Annotated in this window: 22 protein-coding genes; 16 read left to right on the top strand and 6 right to left on the bottom strand. The window is 66.7% G+C overall.

The annotated features are described in order from the left end of the window. Positions 1-18 precede the first annotated feature (18 nt). Together BWQ93_RS03735 and BWQ93_RS03730 are read right to left on the bottom strand one after the other, a co-directional pair. Positions 19-1167 carry a glycosyltransferase gene (locus BWQ93_RS03735; protein ID WP_232314729.1) on the bottom strand — a complete coding sequence of 383 codons (1149 nt, stop codon included), beginning with the start codon at positions 1165-1167 and terminating at the stop codon, positions 19-21. Further along, positions 1164-1997 carry an alpha/beta fold hydrolase gene (locus tag BWQ93_RS03730; RefSeq protein ID WP_232314728.1) on the bottom strand — a complete coding sequence of 278 codons (834 nt, stop codon included), beginning with the start codon at positions 1995-1997 and terminating at the stop codon, positions 1164-1166. The genes BWQ93_RS03735 and BWQ93_RS03730 overlap by 4 nt, the downstream gene beginning before the upstream one ends. Before the next feature lie 236 nt (positions 1998-2233). Between BWQ93_RS03730 and astD the strand changes: the two genes are divergently transcribed. From astD to BWQ93_RS03695, 7 genes are all read left to right on the top strand, one after another. Next, positions 2234-3679, top strand: coding sequence for a succinylglutamate-semialdehyde dehydrogenase (astD, locus tag BWQ93_RS03725; protein WP_077029344.1), 1446 nt, complete (start codon positions 2234-2236; stop codon positions 3677-3679). A 106-nt stretch (positions 3680-3785) separates the two neighbouring features. Further along, positions 3786-4583: a uroporphyrinogen-III C-methyltransferase gene (cobA, locus tag BWQ93_RS03720; RefSeq protein ID WP_077029343.1), complete on the top strand. Its 798-nt coding sequence runs from the start codon at positions 3786-3788 to the stop codon at positions 4581-4583. Then, positions 4580-4876, top strand: coding sequence for a DUF2849 domain-containing protein (locus BWQ93_RS03715; protein WP_077029342.1), 297 nt, complete (start codon positions 4580-4582; stop codon positions 4874-4876). Before cobA ends, BWQ93_RS03715 begins: the two co-directional genes overlap by 4 nt. A gap of 1 nt (position 4877) precedes the next feature. Beyond that, on the top strand, positions 4878-6509 hold the full coding sequence (locus BWQ93_RS03710) for a nitrite/sulfite reductase (RefSeq protein WP_077029341.1): 1632 nt from the start codon (positions 4878-4880) through the stop codon (positions 6507-6509). Continuing rightward, entirely contained in the window at positions 6502-6903 is a 402-nt protein-coding gene (locus BWQ93_RS03705) for a RidA family protein (RefSeq protein ID WP_077029340.1), read from the top strand. Before BWQ93_RS03710 ends, BWQ93_RS03705 begins: the two co-directional genes overlap by 8 nt. Further along, positions 6900-7313, top strand: coding sequence for a DUF934 domain-containing protein (locus BWQ93_RS03700; RefSeq protein ID WP_077029339.1), 414 nt, complete (start codon positions 6900-6902; stop codon positions 7311-7313). The genes BWQ93_RS03705 and BWQ93_RS03700 overlap by 4 nt, the downstream gene beginning before the upstream one ends. Then, complete coding sequence (locus tag BWQ93_RS03695; RefSeq protein WP_077029338.1) at positions 7306-8109, top strand: phosphoadenylyl-sulfate reductase; 804 nt, start codon at positions 7306-7308, stop codon at positions 8107-8109. The genes BWQ93_RS03700 and BWQ93_RS03695 overlap by 8 nt, the downstream gene beginning before the upstream one ends. Here BWQ93_RS03695 and BWQ93_RS03690 read toward each other — a convergent pair. Together BWQ93_RS03690 and BWQ93_RS03685 are read right to left on the bottom strand one after the other, a co-directional pair. Next, positions 8106-8456 carry a hypothetical protein gene (locus BWQ93_RS03690; protein ID WP_077029337.1) on the bottom strand — a complete coding sequence of 117 codons (351 nt, stop codon included), beginning with the start codon at positions 8454-8456 and terminating at the stop codon, positions 8106-8108. The genes BWQ93_RS03695 and BWQ93_RS03690 overlap by 4 nt on opposite strands. Before the next feature lie 12 nt (positions 8457-8468). Continuing rightward, a complete protein-coding gene (locus tag BWQ93_RS03685; RefSeq protein ID WP_077029336.1) occupies positions 8469-9980 on the bottom strand; it encodes a replicative DNA helicase in 1512 nt (503 codons plus the stop codon). 247 nt (positions 9981-10227) lie between these two features. On the opposite strand from BWQ93_RS03685, the gene BWQ93_RS03680 reads away from it, so the two are divergent. From BWQ93_RS03680 to BWQ93_RS03645, 9 genes are all read left to right on the top strand, one after another. Beyond that, positions 10228-10725 carry a UPF0262 family protein gene (locus BWQ93_RS03680; RefSeq protein WP_077029335.1) on the top strand — a complete coding sequence of 166 codons (498 nt, stop codon included), beginning with the start codon at positions 10228-10230 and terminating at the stop codon, positions 10723-10725. A gap of 2 nt (positions 10726-10727) precedes the next feature. Continuing rightward, entirely contained in the window at positions 10728-11486 is a 759-nt protein-coding gene (locus BWQ93_RS03675) for a glycoside hydrolase family 25 protein (RefSeq protein ID WP_083720596.1), read from the top strand. Next, positions 11483-11932, top strand: coding sequence for a cytidine deaminase (locus BWQ93_RS03670; protein ID WP_232314727.1), 450 nt, complete (start codon positions 11483-11485; stop codon positions 11930-11932). The genes BWQ93_RS03675 and BWQ93_RS03670 overlap by 4 nt, the downstream gene beginning before the upstream one ends. A 39-nt stretch (positions 11933-11971) precedes the next feature. Further along, the gene (gene dcd / locus BWQ93_RS03665) at positions 11972-12526 is read left to right on the top strand and encodes a dCTP deaminase (RefSeq protein WP_077029334.1); all 555 of its coding nucleotides are present in this window, start codon (positions 11972-11974) and stop codon (positions 12524-12526) included. Between the two features lie 193 nt (positions 12527-12719). After that, positions 12720-14441 carry a cellulase family glycosylhydrolase gene (locus BWQ93_RS03660; protein WP_077029333.1) on the top strand — a complete coding sequence of 574 codons (1722 nt, stop codon included), beginning with the start codon at positions 12720-12722 and terminating at the stop codon, positions 14439-14441. A 66-nt stretch (positions 14442-14507) separates the two neighbouring features. Then, positions 14508-14666, top strand: coding sequence for a hypothetical protein (locus BWQ93_RS20675; protein WP_156878127.1), 159 nt, complete (start codon positions 14508-14510; stop codon positions 14664-14666). Positions 14667-14750: 84 nt separating this feature from the next. Then, positions 14751-15260, top strand: a complete 510-nt coding sequence (locus BWQ93_RS03655; RefSeq protein ID WP_077029332.1) for a DoxX family protein — start codon at positions 14751-14753, stop codon at positions 15258-15260. 72 nt (positions 15261-15332) lie between these two features. Beyond that, positions 15333-16505, top strand: coding sequence for a saccharopine dehydrogenase family protein (locus BWQ93_RS03650; protein WP_077029331.1), 1173 nt, complete (start codon positions 15333-15335; stop codon positions 16503-16505). 7 nt (positions 16506-16512) lie between these two features. Next, positions 16513-17313: an acyl-CoA thioesterase gene (locus BWQ93_RS03645; RefSeq protein WP_083720594.1), complete on the top strand. Its 801-nt coding sequence runs from the start codon at positions 16513-16515 to the stop codon at positions 17311-17313. On the opposite strand, the gene BWQ93_RS03640 is transcribed toward BWQ93_RS03645, so the two are convergent. Together BWQ93_RS03640 and BWQ93_RS03635 are read right to left on the bottom strand one after the other, a co-directional pair. Next, positions 17304-18656 carry a sensor histidine kinase gene (locus BWQ93_RS03640; protein ID WP_077029330.1) on the bottom strand — a complete coding sequence of 451 codons (1353 nt, stop codon included), beginning with the start codon at positions 18654-18656 and terminating at the stop codon, positions 17304-17306. The two genes, BWQ93_RS03645 and BWQ93_RS03640, sit on opposite strands and share 10 nt — an antisense overlap. Next, entirely contained in the window at positions 18653-19387 is a 735-nt protein-coding gene (locus BWQ93_RS03635) for a response regulator (RefSeq protein WP_077029329.1), read from the bottom strand. The genes BWQ93_RS03640 and BWQ93_RS03635 overlap by 4 nt, the downstream gene beginning before the upstream one ends. Positions 19388-19418: the final 31 nt, after the last annotated feature.

Genomic DNA, 19418 nt, shown 5'->3' with positions numbered 1-19418 from the left:
AGTCAATGGCCGTGCGGCCTATCCCCGGGAGAAGAGACGGCGACCTTCCAGCGCCCGTCCATAGAGGCTTTCATAGGCCGCGACCATGGTTGATTCGTCGAAGCGCTGCGCGGCGGCATGGCGGTTCGCCTCGCCGACCGCGCGGCGTAGCGCGGCGTCGGCGGCGAGGTCGGCGAGCGCGGCGCGGAACCCGGCTTCGTCGGAGGCCACATAAGGCGCGTTCTCGGTCGAAACCATCGCCGCGACGTCGCCGACATCGGGGCTGGCGACGGGTAGCCCCGCCGCCATCGCCTCGATCACCGCGATCGGCGCCTGTTCGCTTTTCGACGACAAGGCCAGCAGGTCGAAATGACCTATCCAGCGCGCGGGTTCGGCCATGAAGCCGGGCAGCACCAGCCGGTCGGCCATGCCGCACGCCGCCGCCTCGGCGCGGATCGCATCGCGCTCGGGCCCCTCGCCGACGATCACCAGCCGGACATTGGCGGGCAGCGGCGCGACCGCGCGGACGAGGCGCGGCAGGTCCTTGACCTTGCGCAGCCCCGCGACGGTGCCGATCACGACCTCGCCGGGGCGGCGTTCCATGCCGGCGATCGGCATATCGGGGCCGTGCGCATAGGCCGCGACGTCGATGCCGTTCCGGATCAGTTCGGTGCAGTCGCTGGCGCCCCATTCGTCGGCGGCGATGCGCTGGAGCAAAGTCGAGGGGACAACGAGCGCCTTGGCTGTCGGCAGCGCGAGGCGGCGGAAGGCGTTGCGTTTCCAGTTGCGCCGGGCGCTCTCGTCCTCGTTGAAGCCGTCCTCGTGATGGATCAGCGGCGGCAGGCCGCGCGTCCGCGCGAACCAGCGGTGCGCCATCACCCCGTCCATCGAACCCCAATTATAGCTGAGGATCAGGTCGAACCCCGCCATATAGCGTGCCAGCGCGCGATAGCGCACCGGCCCCGGCTTGCCGTGGAGCGCGGGCGCAGCCGCGCCGGGGAAATCGACCTTGATGACCGGATCGATAGCGTCCCGCGCGCCGAGCGCGTCGGGGACGGCCGAGAGGATCGCGTGTTCGGCGCGGTCCCCCATCAGGTTCATCAGCCGCGTCGCGCGCGCTTCCTTGCCGCCGAGCGAGAAGCTCGAATGGAGATGCAGGATGCGGACCGGACGCGCCTCGTCGCTCACGCCGCGGGCAGTTCCGCCGCCCAGGCGTCGATCGCGGCGCGCGCCTCGGGCTCGTCCATCGTCGGGGCGTGGCCGACGCCGGGGACTTCGACCAGCCGCGCGGTCGGCCGTTCGGCGAGCATCCGGTCGGCGGCGGTGCGTGCGAGAATGTCCGACAGTGCGCCGCGCAGGATCAGCAGTGGAATATCGCCGAGCGCGCGATAGGCGGGCCACAGGTCCGCCGCGGCCTCCCCCCCATGCGGGACACGCAGCGGCGCCGCGATCTGCTTGTCGTAATCAGTGACGATCCGTCCCTCGGCGGTCAGCTTGTGCGTGCGCTTTGTCATCCGCAGCCAGTCGTGGAGGCCGTAATCGGGATAGACCGCGGCATTGAGTTCGGCGACCGTGCGCGCGGCGTGAATCCAGGTCGGCTGGCTGCCGCCGGTGCCGATATAGTCGCGGATGCGCGCGAGCCCCGCTTCCTCGAGCTCCGGCCCGACGTCGTTCAGCACCGCGCCGACGAGCCGCCCCGGCAAGGTCGCGGCGAGGATCATCGAGACAAGCCCGCCGAGCGAGGTACCGATCGTCGCGAAGCGCTGGATCCCGCGATCGTCGAGCAGCGCGACGACGTCCTGCACATAAGAGAGCGGGACATAGGTCATCGGATCCTTGGCATAGGCGCTTTCGCCGCGGCCGCGGAATTCGACGACGATGACGCGGCGGCGCTCGGCGAGATGCGGAGCCAGCGCCTCGAAATCGCGGGCGTTGCGCGCGAGGCCAGGCAGGCAGAGGATCGGCGGCAGCGTCTCGACCGGTTCGGGCGGATCATAGACGCGGGCGTGCAGGCGCACGCCGTCGGGCGACCACCAATAATGGTCCCACCAGCGTTCGCGATGATCCTGCCGTGCCGAAATGGCGCTTTCCCCTTGTCATCCGCGCTCTGCGGGATTCGCCGCATCTATCGCCAACCCGGCGCGCGCGCGCAAGCGATGCTTGGGTCCTCGGCTTGCCCGGTTAACCTTTCGCCGATAAGAGCAGAGGCGATGCTGCGACTGTCCCCCATCATCGCCCGCATGCGGGCGACGTCATGACCGCCGAACTGGTTTCGCACGATCCCGCCACGGGCCTGGAAGTCTGGCGCCGCGCGATCAGCAATGTCGATCAAGAGGTCGAGATCGGTCGCCGCGCCTGGCCCGAATGGGCGGCAAAGCCCCTCACCTTCCGCACCGAAACGCTGCGCCGCTTCGCCGACCGCGTGAAGGCCGAGGCCGAGACGCTGGCGACCTTGATCTCGCGCGAGACCGGCAAGCCGCTCTGGGAAGCCCGCACCGAAGTGGAATCGGTTGCGAACAAGGTCGATATCTCGATCAACGCCTATTCGGAGCGCACCTCGAACCGCCGCATCGAGGGCGCGATGGGGCTGCGCAACGCGGTGCGCCACAAGCCGCACGGACTGCTCGCGGTGCTGGGGCCCTATAATTTCCCCGCGCATCTGCCCAACGGGCATATCGTGCCGGCGCTGATCGCCGGCAATTCGGTCGTGTTCAAGCCGTCGGAAAAGACCCCCGCGACCGGCGCCCTGCTCGTTGATCTGTTCCATAGCGCCGGGGTGCCCAAGGAGGTGCTGCGGCTTGTCGTCGGTGGCCCCGACGAGGGCAAGGCGCTCGCGGGTCATGCGGGGATCGACGGCCTGCTGTTCACTGGATCGGCGCGCACGGGGCTGGCGCTCAACCGTCAGTTCGCCAACCGGCCCGACAAGATCCTTGCGCTTGAAATGGGCGGTAACAACCCGGTGGTCGTGTGGGACACCCCTGACCTTCACACCGCCGCGATCCTGGTCGTGCAGTCCGCCTTTCTGAGCGCCGGGCAACGCTGCAGCAACGCGCGCCGCCTGATCGTCCGCGAAACCATGGCTGATCGGCTGGTCGAAGAGGTTCGGAAACTCGCCAATCGGCTGATCGTCGACGAACCCTTTGCAACTCCCCCGCCCTATATGGGACCGGTGATCGACAACGAGGCGGCCGACGGCCTGACCGAAAGCTTTCTGATCCTGATGTCGAACGGCGGTCAGGTCGTCCGCCACATGACGCGCCCGGTGCGCGACCGGCCGTTCCTGACCCCGGGCATTATCGATGTCACCGACATGGCCGAGCGGCCCGATATCGAACTGTTCGGGCCTTTGCTCCAGGTGATCCGCGTCGACAGTTTCGAAGCCGCGATCGCCGAAGCGAACAACACCGCTTTCGGCCTGTCGGCGGCGCTGATAGGCGGGTCGCCACAGCTCTACGACCAGTTCTGGGCCAATGCCCGCGCCGGGGTAATCAACTGGAACCGGCCAACCAATGGCGCGTCGTCGGCGGCGCCATTCGGCGGCATCGGCCTGTCGGGCAACCACCGGCCCAGCGCTTTCTACGCCGCCGACTATTGCGCTTATCCGGTCGCCAGCAGCGAGAGCGATTCGACGCGCGCGTCGATAGGCGTCGGGCTGCGCGATCCCGAAGAATCGCAGCTGGTGACCAAGAAATATCTATAAAGGCCGCGGCGTCGCGAGCGACAGAAACGCGCGGTCAATTTTACCTTCACCCCCGTCAATAAAGCCTGCTTTGCGCTTTCGGGGCGCGCAAACCATGTTGCTAGCCATGGAAAAGAGTCTCCCTTCTTCGGGCAAATTATGGCTCGTCGGCGCCGGTCCGGGCGATCCCGACCTGCTGACCTTGCGCGCCGCGCGGCTGCTCGAAAGCGCTGATCTCGTTGTGCACGACGGGCTGGTCGGTGACGGCGTGCTGGCGCTGATCCCGGCGCATGTCGAGCGGATCAGCGTCGCCAAGCAGCGTAGCCGCCACACGATGAAGCAGGAACTGATCAACGAACTGTTGGTGCGCGAGACGCTGGCGGGCAAGCAGGTCGTGCGGCTGAAGGGCGGCGATCCGTTCATTTTCGGGCGCGGCGGCGAGGAGCTCGAGGCGGCACGCGAAGCCGGCGTCGCCTGCGAGGTCGTCCCCGGCATCACCGCCGCGGCCGGCTGCGCGGCGCAGGCTGGCCTCCCGCTCACCCACCGCGAGGATGCGAGCGCGGTCAGCTTCGTTGCGGGCCAGTGCAAGGATTTGTCCGATCAGGACTGGTCGGGTCTCGCGGGCCATGGCCGCACGCTCGTCATCTACATGGGCCTCGCGACCGCCAGCGCCATCGCCGACAAGCTGATCGCCGACGGCGTTTCGCCCGGCCTGCCCGTGGCAGTCGTCGAGCGCGGCACCACCGCCGACGCGCGCGTGCTGCGCACCCTGCTCACCGATCTCGGCGACCTCGTCGTGCGCGAGAAGGTCGCCAGCCCGGCGCTCATCATCGTCGGCAAGGTCGCGGCGCGCGCCGATGCGCTCGACTGCCTTGGCGCGCCCGGCGTCGCGCAGAACATGGAAAATATTGGGGACTTCACATGAAATTGCTCACGGGCAACGACCTGAAAACGGGCTTCGTCACCTGGTGGACCGGCGCCGACTGGTCGCTGCACATCGAGGACGCCGCCGACGTCGGCGAGCATGGCGACGCGATCCTGGCGGTCGAAGAGGCCGCGCGCCGCGTCAACGCGCCCTACATCATCGCGGGCGAAGCGACCGCCGAGGGCCCGCGCCCCGCGCATATCAAGGACCGCATCCGTGCATTGGGGCCGACCGTGCGCCCCGATTTGACACTGAAACCCGCCGATCCCGCGGCCGGCGACTGGGTGATCTGACATGTATAAATATGACGAATATGACCATGCGATGGTCGCCGCCCGCGTCGCCGAATTTTCGGACCAGGTGAAGCGCCGCCTGGCGGGCGAGATCACCGAGGACCAGTTCAAGCCGCTGCGCCTGATGAACGGCCTCTACCTCCAGCTCCACGCCTATATGCTGCGCGTCGCGGTGCCTTATGGCACGCTCGACAGCCGCCAGATGCGCATGCTCGCGCACATCGCGCGCAAATACGACCGCGATTACGGCCATTTCACCACGCGCCAGAACATCCAGTATAACTGGATCAAGCTGGAGGACGCCCCCGCGATCCTTGAGGATCTGGCGTCGGTCGAGATGCATGCGATCCAGACCAGCGGCAATTGCATCCGCAACATCAGCTCGGACCAGTGGGCCGGCGCCGCGGCCGACGAGATCACCGATCCGCGTCCCTGGGCCGAACTGCTCCGCCAATGGTCGAGCTTCCACCCCGAATTCAGCTATCTGCCGCGCAAGTTCAAGATCGCCGTCATCGCCGCCGACGAGGATCGCGCGGCGATGCGTCTACACGATATCGGCATCCAGATCGTCGAGAAGGACGGGCAGCATGGCGCGGCCTTTTACGTGGGCGGCGGCATGGGCCGCACCCCGATGATCGCGCCGCTGATCAAGGATTTCGTCCCGCTGGCGGATATGCTGAGCTATGCCGAGGCGTGCCTGCGCGTCTACAACCGCTATGGCCGCCGCGACAATATCTACAAGGCGCGGATCAAGATCCTGATCCACGAACTGGGCGCCGACGAATATCGCCGTCAGGTCGAGGAGGAATTCGCCCATGTGAAGTCGCTCGGCATCGACCCGCCCAAGGCCGAATTCGACCGCATCGCCAAGCAATTCGCGCCGCCGGCGCTCGATGCTTCGGCTCCGGACGCCATCGACCGTAGCGATCCCGACTTCGCGGTCTGGGTCGACCAGAATGTCGCAAAGCACAAGGTGCCGGGCCATGCCATCGTCAACATCAGCCTGAAGCCCGTCGGCGGCATCCCCGGCGACGCATCGTCGGCGCAGATCGACCTGATGGCCGACCTTGCCGAGCAGTACAGCCACGACGAGCTGCGCGTGACGCATGCGCAGAACATCGTGCTGCCGCACGTCCGTAAGGCCGATCTCTACGCGATCTGGCAAGCGCTCGACGGTGCGGGGCTCGCGACGCCGAACCTCGACCTGATCAGCGACATCATTGCCTGCCCCGGGCTCGATTATTGCAGCCTCGCCAATGCGCGCTCGATCCCGGTCGCGCAGAAGATCGCGACGCGCTTCTCGGACCTCGGCCGCCAGAAGGAACTCGGCGAGCTCAAGCTCAAGATTTCGGGCTGCATCAACGCCTGCGGGCATCACCACGCCGGCCACATCGGCATCCTCGGCGTCGACCGCAAGGGCACCGAGAATTACCAGCTTTTGCTCGGCGGATCGGGCGCGGAGGACGTCAGCCTCGGCACGATTACCGGCCCCGGTTTCGACGAGGACGGCGTGGTCGATGCGATCGAGCGCGTGACCGACAAATATCTCGCCACCCGCAGCGAGGGCGAGCGCTTCGTCGATACCTTCCGCCGCGTCGGCATGGCGCCGTTCAAGGAGGCGATCTATGGCTGAGCGCGACGCCGTCTTTCCGCCCGAGCCGCATGCGCTCTATGAGGCGCATCGTTATTCGCCCGCGATCCGCTCGAACGGTTTCCTGTTCGTGTCGGGGCAGGTCGGTGCGCGCGTCGATGGCTCGCCCGAGCCCGACCTTGCGGCGCAGGTGCAGCTGGCGTTCGACAATCTCAATGCGATCCTGAGGGCCGCCGGGTCGAGCTTCGACAAGGTCGTCGACGTGACGTTGTTCATGATCGATCCCGACACGCATTTCGAGACGATCTTTCCCGTGCTCGGCGCCAATTGGGGCGAGAAGCCCTATCCAAACATCACCGCGGTCGGCGTGACCTGGCTGTCGGGTTTCACTTTCGAGATCAAGGTGATCGCGCGTATCCCGGGAGAAAATGAATGACCGACGCCGCGCTTCAGCCGGGCGAGGAGCCCTGCGTCACGCTCGATGCCTTTCTGTCGCAGTCGAACGCCACCGCGGTGCGGCTCGAACCCGACGAAGATGCACGCGCGCTGATCCCGCACCTCGACCGGCTCGCGCTGATCGAGGTCGCCTTCCCCAAGTTTCGTGACGGCCGCGGCTATTCCTCGGCGCGCATCCTGCGCGAAGCCGGCTATGCGGGCGAATTGCGCGCGCAGGGCGACGTGCTCGTCGACCAGATCGCCTATATGAAGCGCTGCGGCTTCGACAGCTTCGCCGCCGAAAAGGACCTCAATCCGGCCGATGTCGAGGCGGCGCTGGCGCGCTGGCCCGAGCATTATCAGGGCGCGGCCGACGGCGCGGTGCCGATCTGGAAGCTGAGGCATGGCTGAAGTGAAAACCTCTCCCCCCAAAGCCGGCGAAGACCGCACCCGCGACCGCATCGACGTCGCGCCGCGCTTCGCGCCGACCGACGTCATCCGCCTCAACAACCTGTTCCGTGGTCAGGACGCCGCCGAGGTGGTGGCGAGCGTTATCGGCGCCGGGCTGCTTGGCGAGACCGCGATCGTGTCGAGCTTCGGCGCCGAGAGCGCGGTGCTGCTCCACCTCATCGCGCAGGTCGCACCCGACATGCCGGTGCTGTTCCTCGACACCGGCAAGCATTTCCCCGAAACGCTGGCGTATCGCGACGAACTGACCGCACGGCTGGGGCTCAACCTCGTCAACCTCACCCCCGATCCCGACGAGCTGGCCAAAAAGGACGCGACCGAGCTGCGCTGGTCCTACGACCCCGACGGCTGCTGCGAAATCCGCAAGGTCAAGCCGCTCGAAAAGGCGCTCGCCGATTTCGACACCTCGATCACCGGGCGCAAGGGTTTCCAGTCGGCGACGCGCACCGGCCTGCCGCGCTTCGAGCTCGACGGCAACACCGGCCGCCTGAAGTTCAACCCGCTCGCCAACTGGTCGCGCGAGGAACTCGACGCCTATTTCGAGGCGCACGACCTGCCGCGCCATCCGCTTGAGGCCGAGGGCTATCCATCGATCGGCTGTTCGCCGTGCACGTCGAAGGTGAAGCCCGGCGAAGACCCGCGCTCGGGCCGCTGGCGCGGCTGGGACAAGACCGAATGCGGCATCCACGAAGCGGTGACGCCGATCGACGACGATCCGGCGAACGATCCGGCTTTCTAAGCCGTAGTCATTGCTAGCGCGGTCGCGACGACCACCCAGATGCCGAAGCCCCCGAACCACGAGGCTCGCGTCACTCGGTAACGGCGGATCTGATCGTCAAGAAGAGGGTCTTCAAAGGCCAGCTCGACATGCTTGTCGAGAAAGTCGGTGAGCCAATGGTTCGGCATGTCTTTCGTATAGACGCCGTTGACGAAGCGCATGACGGCGCTTTCTCGCTCGATGTAGCGGAAATAGTCATACTCATCGTCCAGCCGCCGCTCGATAACTCTCGACCGAATCCACAGATGCAGATTCATCGCGATCAGGAGGACAAGGGTCGTCGCGATCAGCCACCCCCATCCGATCATGAGGCTTTGGACCTACTCATAATCCTCATACGCCATGCTGTCATCGGCAAGATCGCTGAACTTGGTCGTCTTCGCCTCGAAATGCATGCGGATCTTGCCGGTCGAGCCGTGGCGCGATTTGGCGACGATGACTTCGGCGAGGCCGAAGACGCGTTCCATTTCGGCCGCCCATTCCTCGTGCGCGGCGTGGACCTTGACGTCGTCGCCCTCGATCGGGCGCTTGGGTTCGCGCGCGGCGACATAATAATCCTCGCGGAACACGAAGAGCACCATGTCGGCGTCCTGCTCGATCGAGCCCGATTCGCGAAGGTCCGAGAGCTGCGGGCGTTTGTCCTCGCGGCTTTCGACCGCGCGGCTGAGCTGCGACAGCGCCATCACGGGGACATTAAGCTCCTTCGCCAAAGTCTTAAGACCACGCGAAATCTCCGAGATTTCCTGCACGCGGTTGTCGCCGCTGCGCGACGAGCCTTGGAGCAGCTGGAGATAATCGACGATGATCAGGCCGATGCCGTGGCGCCGCTGCAGGCGCCGCGCGCGGGTGCGCAGGCCTGCAATCGTCAGGCCCGCAGTGTCGTCGATGAACAGCGGCAAGGTCTGGAGCGCCTGCGCGGCGCGGCTCAGTTGCTGGAACTGGTCCTTGCTGATCTTGCCCATGCGCAGCGCCTCGCCCGACACGCCGGATTGTTCGGCCAGCACGCGCGTCGCGAGCTGGTCGGCGGACATTTCGAGGCTGAAGAAGGCGACCTTGGCGCCCATATTCTTCTCGGGCGGGATGCCGTCTTCCTCGTCGCGGCGGAAGCGTTCGGCGGCGTTGTACGCGATGTTGGTCGCGAGCGAGGTCTTGCCCATGCCCGGTCGGCCCGCGAGGATCATGAGGTCCGAATTGTGCATGCCGCCGATCTTGGCGTTCATGCTCGAAATGCCGGTGGTGATCCCCGACAGGTGGCCGCCCGAATTGAGCGCGCGCTCTGCCGCCTGCAGCGCGACGAGGCTCGCGGTATTGAAGCTCTTGACCGTGCCCATCTCGGCTTCGCCGCCCGCGACGCGGTACAGCGCGGTCTCGGCCTCCTCGATTTGCGCCTGCGGGTCGACGCTCTCGCTGGTGTCGAGCGCGCTGTCGACGAGCGTGCGGCCGACGCCGACGAGTTCGCGGAGCAGCGCGAGGTCGAAGATCTGGCGCGCGAAGTCGCGCGCGCCGATCAGCCCGGCGCCGCTGCCCGTCAATTGCGCGAGATAGCCGGGGCCGCCGACCGCCTTCATCGCCTCGTCGGCCTCGAAAAAGGGCTTAAGCGTCACCGGGGTCGCGATGCTGTTGCGCTCGATCAGCGCCATCGTCTGCTGGAAGATGCGGCCGTGGAGCGGTTCGAAGAAATGATCGGGGGTCAGCGCGACGGGCAGGTCCTCGACGACTCGGTTGTCGATCAGGATCGCGCCCAGGAACGCTGCCTCGGCCTCGATATTGCGCGGCAATTGGCGGTCTTCCCCGGCGGGGGCCGGGGTGGGGAATAGTGCTAGTTCAGCCATGGCGTCATCATGCGCCGGGCGCGTGGCGGGTGCAACCGGCTTAGCTCTGCCGATCCGCAGCGCCGTGGACCCATCTGGGGATAAGTCTGCCTTCCCCTCCCGTTCGTGTCGAGCGAAGTCGAGACACGCGAAGGCACACGCTCCTTATGGGTGTCTCGACTTCGCTCGACACGAACGGCGAAGGAAGTTGGCGCCTCCATAGCAGGCCCCTTGCCCTTCGCGACGCGCCAAGTAGAAGCCGAACGCTATGACCGACGCCGATCCCGCCCTGCAGCGCATCATTTCGATCGAGCTCGACGAGGGCTCGATCGTGTGGCGCAATGCCGACGTCGAACAGGAACGGCGCGTCGCGATCTTCGACCTGATCGAGGAGAATAAATTCGTGCCGCAGCGCGGGCATGCCGACGGCTATGCCGGCCCCTACCGGCTGAAACTGCGCGTCGAGGAAGGCCGGCTGATCTTCGAGATCGCGCGCGAGGATCATTCGCCGCTGGAGGCGATCATCCTAGGCCTCGGGCGCTTCCGCCGCCCGATCCGCGACTATTTCGCGATCTGCGATTCCTATTACCAAGCGATCAAGACCTCGACCGCGCAGCAGATCGAGACCGTCGACATGGCGCGCCGCGCGCTGCACAATGAGGCGGCCGAGATGCTGATGGACCGGCTCGACGGCAAGATCGCGGTCGATTTCGACACCGCGCGGCGGCTGTTCACGCTGATCTGCGTGCTGCACATCAAGGGCTGATCATGGCGACGGGCGCGGCAAGCAGGAAGAAGAAACCGGCAGGCGCCGGAGCGGGCTGGCGCGCCGCCCTGCTGCGCTGGCTGCGGCGGCTGGCCGCGGCGCTGCTGCTGGCGCTGCTCGCGGCGGGCCTCGCTTTGTGGTGGGCGGCGCGCTGGGCGCCGGCGCGCGACCAATATCCCTGGCAGGGCGCGACGATCGACGCCAGCAACGGCGAGGTTCATTGGGGATCGGTCAAGGCCGCGGGCGCCGATTTCGCCTATCTCCTCGCGACCGACGGGGCCGAGCGCAGCGACCCGATGTTCGCGCGCAACATGCGCGAGGCGCGACTGGCCGACGTCCAGACCGGGGCGATCCACCGTTACGACCTCTGCCGCCTCGCCACCGACCAGGCGGCGAACTTCATCCGCCACGTGCCGCGCCGGACCGACACGCTGCCCGCGGCGGTGTGGCTCGATTATGACGACCGCTGCCCCGACCGGCCGACGCGCGCGCTGCTGCTCAGCGAACTCGCGACTTTCCTCGCGCAGATCGAGGCGCATATGGGCAAGCCGAGCATGATCGCACCGAGTCCGGCCTTCGACGCCGATTATCAGGTGACTCAGGGCATCGCGCGCACCGCGTGGCTGCGCCGCGACTTTTTCGCGCCCGATTATGGCGCGCATCCCTGGGCGATGTGGCAGGCGAACGATTATATGCGGATCTCGGGCGCCGACGGCACCATAGGCTGGAACGTCGTACGCCCCGACGGAGACATCAAATGACCAACCCCCGCGACGCGCTGATCGAGGCGGCGCGCGACGCCGCGAGCCGTGCCTATGCGCCTTATTCGGGCTTTCATGTCGGGGCGGCGCTGCTGCTCAAGAATGGCGACGTGGTGACCGGCGCCAATGTCGAGAATGCGAGCTATGGCCTGACGCTCTGCGCCGAGACCGCGGCGGTCGCGAAGATCGCCAACGAGGGCTGGATCGGCGAGCTCGCCGAGGTCGCGATCGTCGGCGGGCGGCCCGAGGGCGATGCCCTGATCGGAGCCGATCCGGTGAATCCGTGCGGGCGATGCCGCCAGATCCTCAACGAGGCCGCCGAGCGGTCGCGGACCGACATCCTCGTCCATTGCGCGTCGGGTGACGGCAGCGCGGTGACGAGCTACCGGCTGAGCGAGCTGCTGCCCGCGGCCTTCGGGCCGAAGGATCTGGGGCTGATTGACTGACCGCTTGCGCGAATCCGCGCGCGCCGACAAGACAGCGTCATGGCCATTCTTTCCGACCGCTGGATTCGCGACGCCGCGCTCAATCAGGGCATGATCGAACCCTTCGTCGAGGCGCAGCGCCGCGACGGGTGCATCAGCTACGGCCTGTCCTCCTACGGCTATGACGCGCGCGTCGCGCCCGAATTCAAGATCTTCACCAACGTCGACAGCACGATCGTCGACCCCAAGGATTTCGATCCCAAGAATTTCGTCGACCGCGAAACAGACGTGTGCATCATCCCGCCGAACAGCTTCGCGCTCGCGCGCACGGTCGAATATTTCCGTATCCCGCGCGATGTGCTCGTCATCTGCCTCGGCAAGTCGACCTATGCGCGCTGCGGCATCATCGTAAACGTCACCCCGCTCGAGCCCGGCTGGGAGGGGCATGTGACCCTCGAGTTTTCGAACACCACCCCCCTGCCCGCCAAGATCTACGCCAATGAGGGCGCGTGCCAGTTCCTGTTCTTGGCTGGCAACGAGCCCTGCGAGACGAGCTACGCCGACCGTGCGGGCAAATATATGGGGCAGAAGGGCGTCACGCTGCCCAGACTTTAAGCAGCGCGCGCTTCCCGCTACCCTCATCTGCTTTCAGGCCCGTCATCCCGGCGAAGGCCGGGATCTCACCGGGGCGTCATGGCGATAGGTCGAGATCCCGGCTTTCGCCGGGATGACTGCTAGACCGGTTCGATACTTGCTCTTAGTAACGAATTTGATAACGTTCCCATAGATCATAAATGGGGATGCCATCATGAAATTCGGACGGGTCGCGCTGGCGCTTGCGGCGCTGTTTTCCTCTACCGCAGCGCAGGCCGAGGGCTGGCTGCGGGTCGAGGGCACAAAGATCGTCGACGACAGCGGTCGGCCCGTAATCCTGCGCGGCATGGGGCTCGGCGGCTGGATGCTGCAGGAAGGCTATATGCTGAAGCTCGGCGAGGTCGGGCAGCAGCATCGTATTCGCGCGAAACTGGTCGAACTGGTCGGCGAGGAGCGGACGGCCGAATTCTACCGCGCCTGGCTCGACAACCATACGACAGAGGCCGACATTGCGCAGATGGCCGCTTGGGGCTTCAATTCGGTAAGGCTGCCGATCCATTTCGACCAGCTCACCCTGCCCGCGGACAAGGAAACGAAAGCCGGTACCGACACTTGGCATGAGGAGGGCTTTCAGCGCATCGACAAGCTGCTCGCATGGAGCAAGAAGCACGGCCTGTACCTGATCCTCGACCTCCACGCCGCGCCCGGGGGTCAGGGCAACGACCTCGCCATATCGGACCGCGATCCCGCGAAGCCGTCCCTGTGGGAAAGCGAGGAGAACAAGCGCAAGACGGTGGCGCTGTGGACCAAGCTCGCGGCGCGCTACAAGGACGAGCCGTGGATCGGCGGCTACGATCTGATCAACGAGCCCAACTGGAGCTTTGCGACACCCGGCAAGGGCAATGGCTGCGACGAGACCGAGAGCAAGGCGGTCTGGGAGTTGCAGCAGCGCATCACCGCGGCGATCCGCGGCGTCGATGCCAGGCATATGATCATCGTCGAAGGCAATTGCTGGGGCAATAATTACAAGGGCCTGCCGCCCGCGTGGGACGCCAATATGGTGCTCAGCTTCCACAAATATTGGAACCGCAATGACGCCGCCAGCATCGCCGACATCGTCAAGCTACGGACGAGCTACAACCGCCCTGTCTGGCTCGGCGAGTCGGGCGAGAACAGCAATGTCTGGTTCCGCGACGCGATCGCGCTGGTCGAGGGCGAAGGCATCGGCTGGAATTTCTGGCCGCTCAAGAAGATCGGCTTCAACCAGCCGCTCGAGATCGCCCCCGGCGACGGCTGGATGAAGATCGTCGCCTGGGCGACCGGCAAGGGGCCGAAGCCGGGCGCCGAAGAGGCATTCGCCGCGATGATGCAGCTCGCCGAGAACAGCCGGTTCGACAAGAATATCGCCAAGCCCGACGTCATCGACGCGATGTTCCGCCAGCCACGCGACGCGAGCCCGAAGGCGTTCGTGGAACGCAAGCTCGGCAAGGCGCCAACGACCATCCGCGCCGTCGACTACGACCTCGGCCCCGCAGGCGTCGCATACGGCGACACCGTCGACGCCAACTACCATGTCGCGACCGGCGGCGAGCGCACGCCGTGGAACAACGGCACGACCTTTCGCAACGACGGCGTCGACATCGCGCGCGAGGCCGACGGAACGCCATATGTCGCCGACTTCGTCAGCGGCGAATGGATGCGCTACGCGATCGAAACCGCCGCATCGGGACGCTGGAACGCATCGGTCCGCGTCCGTTCGGCCAATGGCGGACGCATCGCTCTGGCGGGCAAGGAGGCCGCAGTTGCACCCGGCATCGGCTGGCAGAATGTCGCGGTCGGTGACCTGACGATCGGCGGCGAGACCGATGCGCTGATCCTGCGCGCGGTCGATTGCAGCGACTGCCAAGTCGCCGATATCCGACTCGAACCGCGCTGATCCCGCCTTTCTTGATCCTCGCCCCGGTTTCCGGCATGTTCGCCGCGTCCTGGAGGGGTTCATGACATGAAAGATCGAAGCGACCATCGGACCAGCAAAGGCCGTTGCGACGCGAAAAACTGGACCGCGCCGCAATTGCGCAGCGTGGTGCCGGCACGGCGGACGCGCGGCGGCAGCGGCGAACAGAATGGCGACGTCGACGACATCGTTTACGACCTGTCCTGACGCCGCCGCCTGATCGCGGGAACCTCCCGCGTCGCCACGCGTCCTGACAGCACAAGCGGACGGGGCCCTTGTGGAGGATCATCCATGTCCATGATTGCCGTGTTCATCGGACGGCTGTTCATCGCCGTGATTTTCGTCGTGTCGGGGATCAACAAGCTGATCCACGTCGCCGACACCAATGCCATGATTTCGGCCGCCGGCCTCCCCGGGGGGCTCGCCATCCCGACCGGATTGTTCGAGCTGATTGCGGGCGTATGCATCGCGCTGGGCATTGCGACGCGGCTGTTCGCGATCCTGCTTACAGGCTTTGTGCTACTGACCATCCTCTTCTTCCACCGCGAATTCACCGATCCGCTGCAGGCGATGGCGGCGATGAAGAATCTGGCAATCGCGGGCGGGCTACTCTGCCTGTTCGGTTACGGCCACACGCGCTGGAGTTATGACGCGCTGCGCCAGCGCCGCCGTGAAGAACTCGCGAGGCACCAGGCCGAAAGCCGCCTGACCGAAGCCGAACTCCGCGCCGCGCGCGCCGAGGGCCGCGCCGAAGCGGCGGGTGCGCCCGTCCCGGTGCGAAAGCCCTTCTGGCGGCGCTGACGCCTTTCGCTTGGCAAGACAGCCGCCCTGCGCTAGCCTCCACTTAACGTTTACGTAAAGGGAGAGCGGGCCATGGCGGACAAGCGCGAGTTCGACATCATCGTCTATGGCGCGACGGGCTTCACCGGGCGCCTCGTCGCCGAATATCTGGTGCAGCATTATGGCGCACGCGCCGATGCGCCCAAATGGGCGATGGCGGGACGCAGCGCCGACAAGCTGGCCGCAGTCCGCGACCTCATCGGCGCTCCCGAGGACACGCCATTGGTCGTTGCCGACGCGGGCGACCTCGCGAGCCTTGACGCGATGGCGGCGCGAACCAAGGTCGTCCTGACCACCGTCGGGCCGTACCAGCTCCATGGCAGCGAGGTCGTCGCGGCGTGCGTCAGGGCAGGGACCGCCTATGCCGACCTCTGCGGCGAGCCCGGCTGGATGCGCGAGATGATCGACGCGCATCAGGACGCGGCCAAGGCGTCGGGCGCGCGGATCACCTTCAGCTGCGGCTTCGATTCGATCCCCTTCGATCTCGGCGTGCTGTTCCTGCAGGCCGAAGCGGTCAAACGCCACGGAAAGCCGGCGCCGCGCGTCAAGGGACGCGTCCGCAAGATGGCGGGCGGTGCGTCGGGCGGTACGATCGCCAGCCTGACAGAGACGCTGAAGGCCGTCGCGAAAAAGCCCTCGCTCGCGCTGCTGCTCAAGTCGAGCTTCGCGCTCACCCCGGGGTTCGAGGGGCCGTCGCAGCCGACCGGTCTGATCCCCGAATATGACAGCGCGACGGGCACCTGGACCGCGCCCTTCGTGATGGCGGCGATCAACACCAAGAATGTCCACCGCACCAATTTCCTGCTCGGGCATCGGTGGGGCGCCGACCTCGTCTATGACGAGATGGTGATGACGACGATCGGCGACGCGGGCAAGGCGATGGCCGAAGCGATGGCGAAGGCGAACCCGTTCGGGGAATCGCGGCTCCAGCCCGGCGAGGGGCCGAGCAAGGAAGAGCGCGAGAACGGCTTTTACGACATCCTCTTCATTGGCGAATATCCCGATGGCACGACGATCCGCGCCAGCGTGCAGGGTGACCGCGACCCCGGTTACGGGTCGACGTCGAAGATGCTCGCCGAGACCGGGATCGCGCTGCTCGCGAACAAGGGCGACGGCGGCGTATGGACGCCGGGCGCGCTACTCGGCGAGGCGCTGATCGACCGGCTGACCGCCAATGCCGGCCTGACTTTCCAGATCGAGGACTGAAGCGAAGATGACCGACTCTCCCAGCGCGCTGGACGCGCTGCTTTCGACGCTGCGCACCGAAGAGGGCGCGGCCAAGGCGCATATCGACGACGGATGGATGCAGGGCCGCACCGCCTATGGAGGGATCAGTTCGGCGGTCGCCCTCGCGGGCACGATGGCGCTGCACCCGACGGAGACGCCGCTGCGTTACGCCCAGATCAGCTTCGTCGGCCCGGTCGGCGGCGATTGCACCGTCGATACGCGCGTGTTGCGCCAGTCGAAATCCTCGCTGTTCGTCGAAGCCGGGGTGTCGAGCGACATGGGGTTCGGCACCGCGGCGACCTTCGCCTTCTCGGGCGACCGGCAAAGTCATCTCGACCACAACAGCCTGGCGATGCCCGACGCGCCCGCGCCCGAAAGCCTGGAGCCCGTCCCGGATCACAAGGCACGCCCCAGCTTCGTGCGCCATTTCGACATGCGCCCGACCACCGGCCCGCGCTTCAACTGGAAAAGCGATGTCGGCGCTTATCTGACCTGGGTGCGCTTCGTCGAGGAGCCCGCGTGCCATCCCGCGGTCGCGCTGCTCGCGATGGGCGATGCGCTGCCCCCCGCGGCGATGGCGCTGTTTACCGAATTCGGGCCGATCAGTTCGATGAACTGGACGGTCAACATGCTGACCGGAAAGCCTGAGACCGACGACGGCTGGTGGCTGCTGTCGGCGAAGACCGGCTTCGCGCGTGGCGGCTTTTCGGTTCAGGACATGATGATCTGGAACCGCGCCGGCAAGCCGGTGATGAGCGGCAGCCAGGGCATCGCGATCTACGCCTGAACGGGCAATATGATCGCCGCGTCGAGCCCTTGGGCATCGCCGCGGTTCGCGATCGCGAGCCGCCCGCCCTCGCCCTCCGCCAGCGCATGCGCGATTGCGAGGCCCAGCCCGGCACCGCCGGTGGCACGGTTGCGCGACGCCTCGCCGCGCGCGAAGGGCTCGATCAGTTCGCCGATCCGCGCGGGGTCGATGCCCGGCCCGTCATCGCGCACGACGAAGCGCAGCTCGCCGCCGCCGACCTCGACGAGCAGCGTCGCGCTGCCCGCATAGGCCAGTGCATTGTCGACCAGGTTGCGCAGCGCGCGGCGCACCAGCAGCGGCCGGCCGCTGAGCGACGGCAAGGGCGGCAGCGCATCCGGGCCCACGACCGGCTTGCCCATCGCGCGATATTCCTCGCCGAGCTGCGCGAGCAGCGTCGCAGGGTCATAGACCTCGCGCGCTTCCTTGCCCGCGCCGCTGCGCGCCACCGCCAATATGTCGGTCAGCATCGCGGTCATCTCGTCGATCGTCGCGATCATCTTGTCGCGGAGATTGTCGTCCTCGACCGCCTCGACGCGCACGCGCAGGCTGGCGAGCGGCGTGCGCAGGTCGTGGCCGACGGCGCCGAGCATGCGGTCCTTGTCGGCGAGCATCGCGCCGATCCGCGCACGCGAAGCGTTAAAGGCGCCGATCACCTCGCGGACGTCCGAGGGGCCCTCCTCGACCAGCGGCGGTCCGTCGCCCATCGGATCGCGCCGCACCGCGTGGGTCAGCGTCCGCAGCGGCTGCGCCGCGCGCCATGCGATCAGCAGGATCGGCACGAGGATGAGCAGGTAGAGCGACAAAGTCTGCCAGATCAGGAAGCCCTGTAGCCTTTTGCCCTCGGCCGGGAGCCAAGTGCGCACGGTAACATAGCGGTCGCCGAGCTTGGCCGAGACGATCGCGGTGCGTGCGGGCCCACGCAACTGGGGCGGCTGGCGGTGCTGCGACACGATCCACGCATCGACGCTTTGCGCCGGGAGTCCTACCTCGGCAAGCTGCGCCGCGACATGCTCGGCGAGATGCGAGGCTCGCTTCGCGCGCGGCGGCGGTGTATAGGGCCGGTCATCGACCAGCATCTTCGGCAGGCGTCTTTGGCTGGCCCCGCGTTCGGGCCGTTGGTCGAGCGCGACCGAGCCCCGCCGGTCGCGTTCGAGCGCGTCGATGATCCGCGCGACCGCCATGCCGCCGCCGTTTGCCAGCGTCTGCTGCCGCTGGCCGCGCACGAGCAAAGTATAGTTGATCGCCTGCGCGACGAAGAGCGCGGCGGCGACCGCGAGCACGAGCTGGCCGACGAGGCTGCGGGGCCAGAGGCGCAGTTTCACGCTGCGCCGCCCATCCGCTTGACCTCGCAGGCGAGCGTATAGCCCCCGCCCCACACGGTCTTGACCAGCTGCGGATGCGCGGGATCGACTTCGATCTTCTTGCGCAACCGGCTGACCAGGTTGTCGATCGCGCGGTCGAAGATATCGGCCTCGCGCCCGCGGACGAGGTCGAGCAGCCGGTCGCGGCTCATCACCTGCCGCGGATGGCGGACCAGCGCCTGCAGCAGATGATATTCGCCCGACGACAGCGCGACCTCCTGCCCATCGCCATCGACGAGCACGCGTTCGACATCCCTCAGTACCCACGGCCCGAAGGCGTAGCTCGCGCCGCCGGGGTCGAGCGTGCGCCCGCCCGCCTGCGTCCGGCGCAGCACGGTGCGGATGCGCGCGACCAGTTCGCGCGGGTTGAAGGGTTTGACGACATAATCGTCGGCGCCGATCTCGAGCCCGATGATTCTTTCGGTATCCTCGGCGCGCGCGGTGAGCAGGATGACGGGGATGCTGCTCGTCTCGCGCAAATGGCGCGTGAGCGACAGCCCGTCCTCGCCGGGCATCATGATGTCACTGACGACCAGGTCGACGCTTTGCGCGCGCAGTACCGAGCGCGCCTCGGCGGCATTGGCCGCGGCGGTCACGGTCAGGCCCTGCGCGGTCAGATATTCGCTCAGCGGCTCGCGGATCGACGGTTCGTCGTCGATCAGCAGGATACGGGGCGCGTCGTTATCGGTCATCGGTCGTCCATCGGTTCGAAATAGTTCGCCC

Origin of the sequence: Sphingopyxis sp. QXT-31 (assembly GCF_001984035.1) — a bacterium.
Classification (GTDB): Bacteria; Pseudomonadota; Alphaproteobacteria; order Sphingomonadales; family Sphingomonadaceae; genus Sphingopyxis.
Note: the sequence above shows the minus strand (reverse complement) of the source record. Positions and strands in the feature narration are given on the sequence as shown.

Excerpts from the sequence above, each read along its gene's own strand:
- BWQ93_RS20675 (WP_156878127.1), top strand. The coding sequence starts at position 14,508 with ATGAAAGATCGAAGCGACCATCGGACCAGCAAAGGCCGTTGCGACGCG.
- BWQ93_RS03650 (WP_077029331.1), top strand. The coding sequence starts at position 15,333 with ATGGCGGACAAGCGCGAGTTCGACATCATCGTCTATGGCGCGACGGGC.
- BWQ93_RS03660 (WP_077029333.1), top strand. The coding sequence starts at position 12,720 with ATGAAATTCGGACGGGTCGCGCTGGCGCTTGCGGCGCTGTTTTCCTCT.
- BWQ93_RS03645 (WP_083720594.1), top strand. The coding sequence starts at position 16,513 with ATGACCGACTCTCCCAGCGCGCTGGACGCGCTGCTTTCGACGCTGCGC.
- BWQ93_RS03670 (WP_232314727.1), top strand. The coding sequence starts at position 11,483 with ATGACCAACCCCCGCGACGCGCTGATCGAGGCGGCGCGCGACGCCGCG.
- BWQ93_RS03685 (WP_077029336.1), bottom strand. The coding sequence starts at position 9,980 with ATGGCTGAACTAGCACTATTCCCCACCCCGGCCCCCGCCGGGGAAGAC.
- cobA (WP_077029343.1), top strand. The coding sequence starts at position 3,786 with ATGGAAAAGAGTCTCCCTTCTTCGGGCAAATTATGGCTCGTCGGCGCC.
- BWQ93_RS03700 (WP_077029339.1), top strand. The coding sequence starts at position 6,900 with ATGACCGACGCCGCGCTTCAGCCGGGCGAGGAGCCCTGCGTCACGCTC.
- BWQ93_RS03705 (WP_077029340.1), top strand. The coding sequence starts at position 6,502 with ATGGCTGAGCGCGACGCCGTCTTTCCGCCCGAGCCGCATGCGCTCTAT.
- BWQ93_RS03635 (WP_077029329.1), bottom strand. The coding sequence starts at position 19,387 with ATGACCGATAACGACGCGCCCCGTATCCTGCTGATCGACGACGAACCG.
- astD (WP_077029344.1), top strand. The coding sequence starts at position 2,234 with ATGACCGCCGAACTGGTTTCGCACGATCCCGCCACGGGCCTGGAAGTC.
- BWQ93_RS03655 (WP_077029332.1), top strand. The coding sequence starts at position 14,751 with ATGTCCATGATTGCCGTGTTCATCGGACGGCTGTTCATCGCCGTGATT.
- BWQ93_RS03715 (WP_077029342.1), top strand. The coding sequence starts at position 4,580 with ATGAAATTGCTCACGGGCAACGACCTGAAAACGGGCTTCGTCACCTGG.
- BWQ93_RS03690 (WP_077029337.1), bottom strand. The coding sequence starts at position 8,456 with ATGATCGGATGGGGGTGGCTGATCGCGACGACCCTTGTCCTCCTGATC.
- BWQ93_RS03680 (WP_077029335.1), top strand. The coding sequence starts at position 10,228 with ATGACCGACGCCGATCCCGCCCTGCAGCGCATCATTTCGATCGAGCTC.
- BWQ93_RS03710 (WP_077029341.1), top strand. The coding sequence starts at position 4,878 with ATGTATAAATATGACGAATATGACCATGCGATGGTCGCCGCCCGCGTC.
- dcd (WP_077029334.1), top strand. The coding sequence starts at position 11,972 with ATGGCCATTCTTTCCGACCGCTGGATTCGCGACGCCGCGCTCAATCAG.
- BWQ93_RS03675 (WP_083720596.1), top strand. The coding sequence starts at position 10,728 with ATGGCGACGGGCGCGGCAAGCAGGAAGAAGAAACCGGCAGGCGCCGGA.
- BWQ93_RS03695 (WP_077029338.1), top strand. The coding sequence starts at position 7,306 with ATGGCTGAAGTGAAAACCTCTCCCCCCAAAGCCGGCGAAGACCGCACC.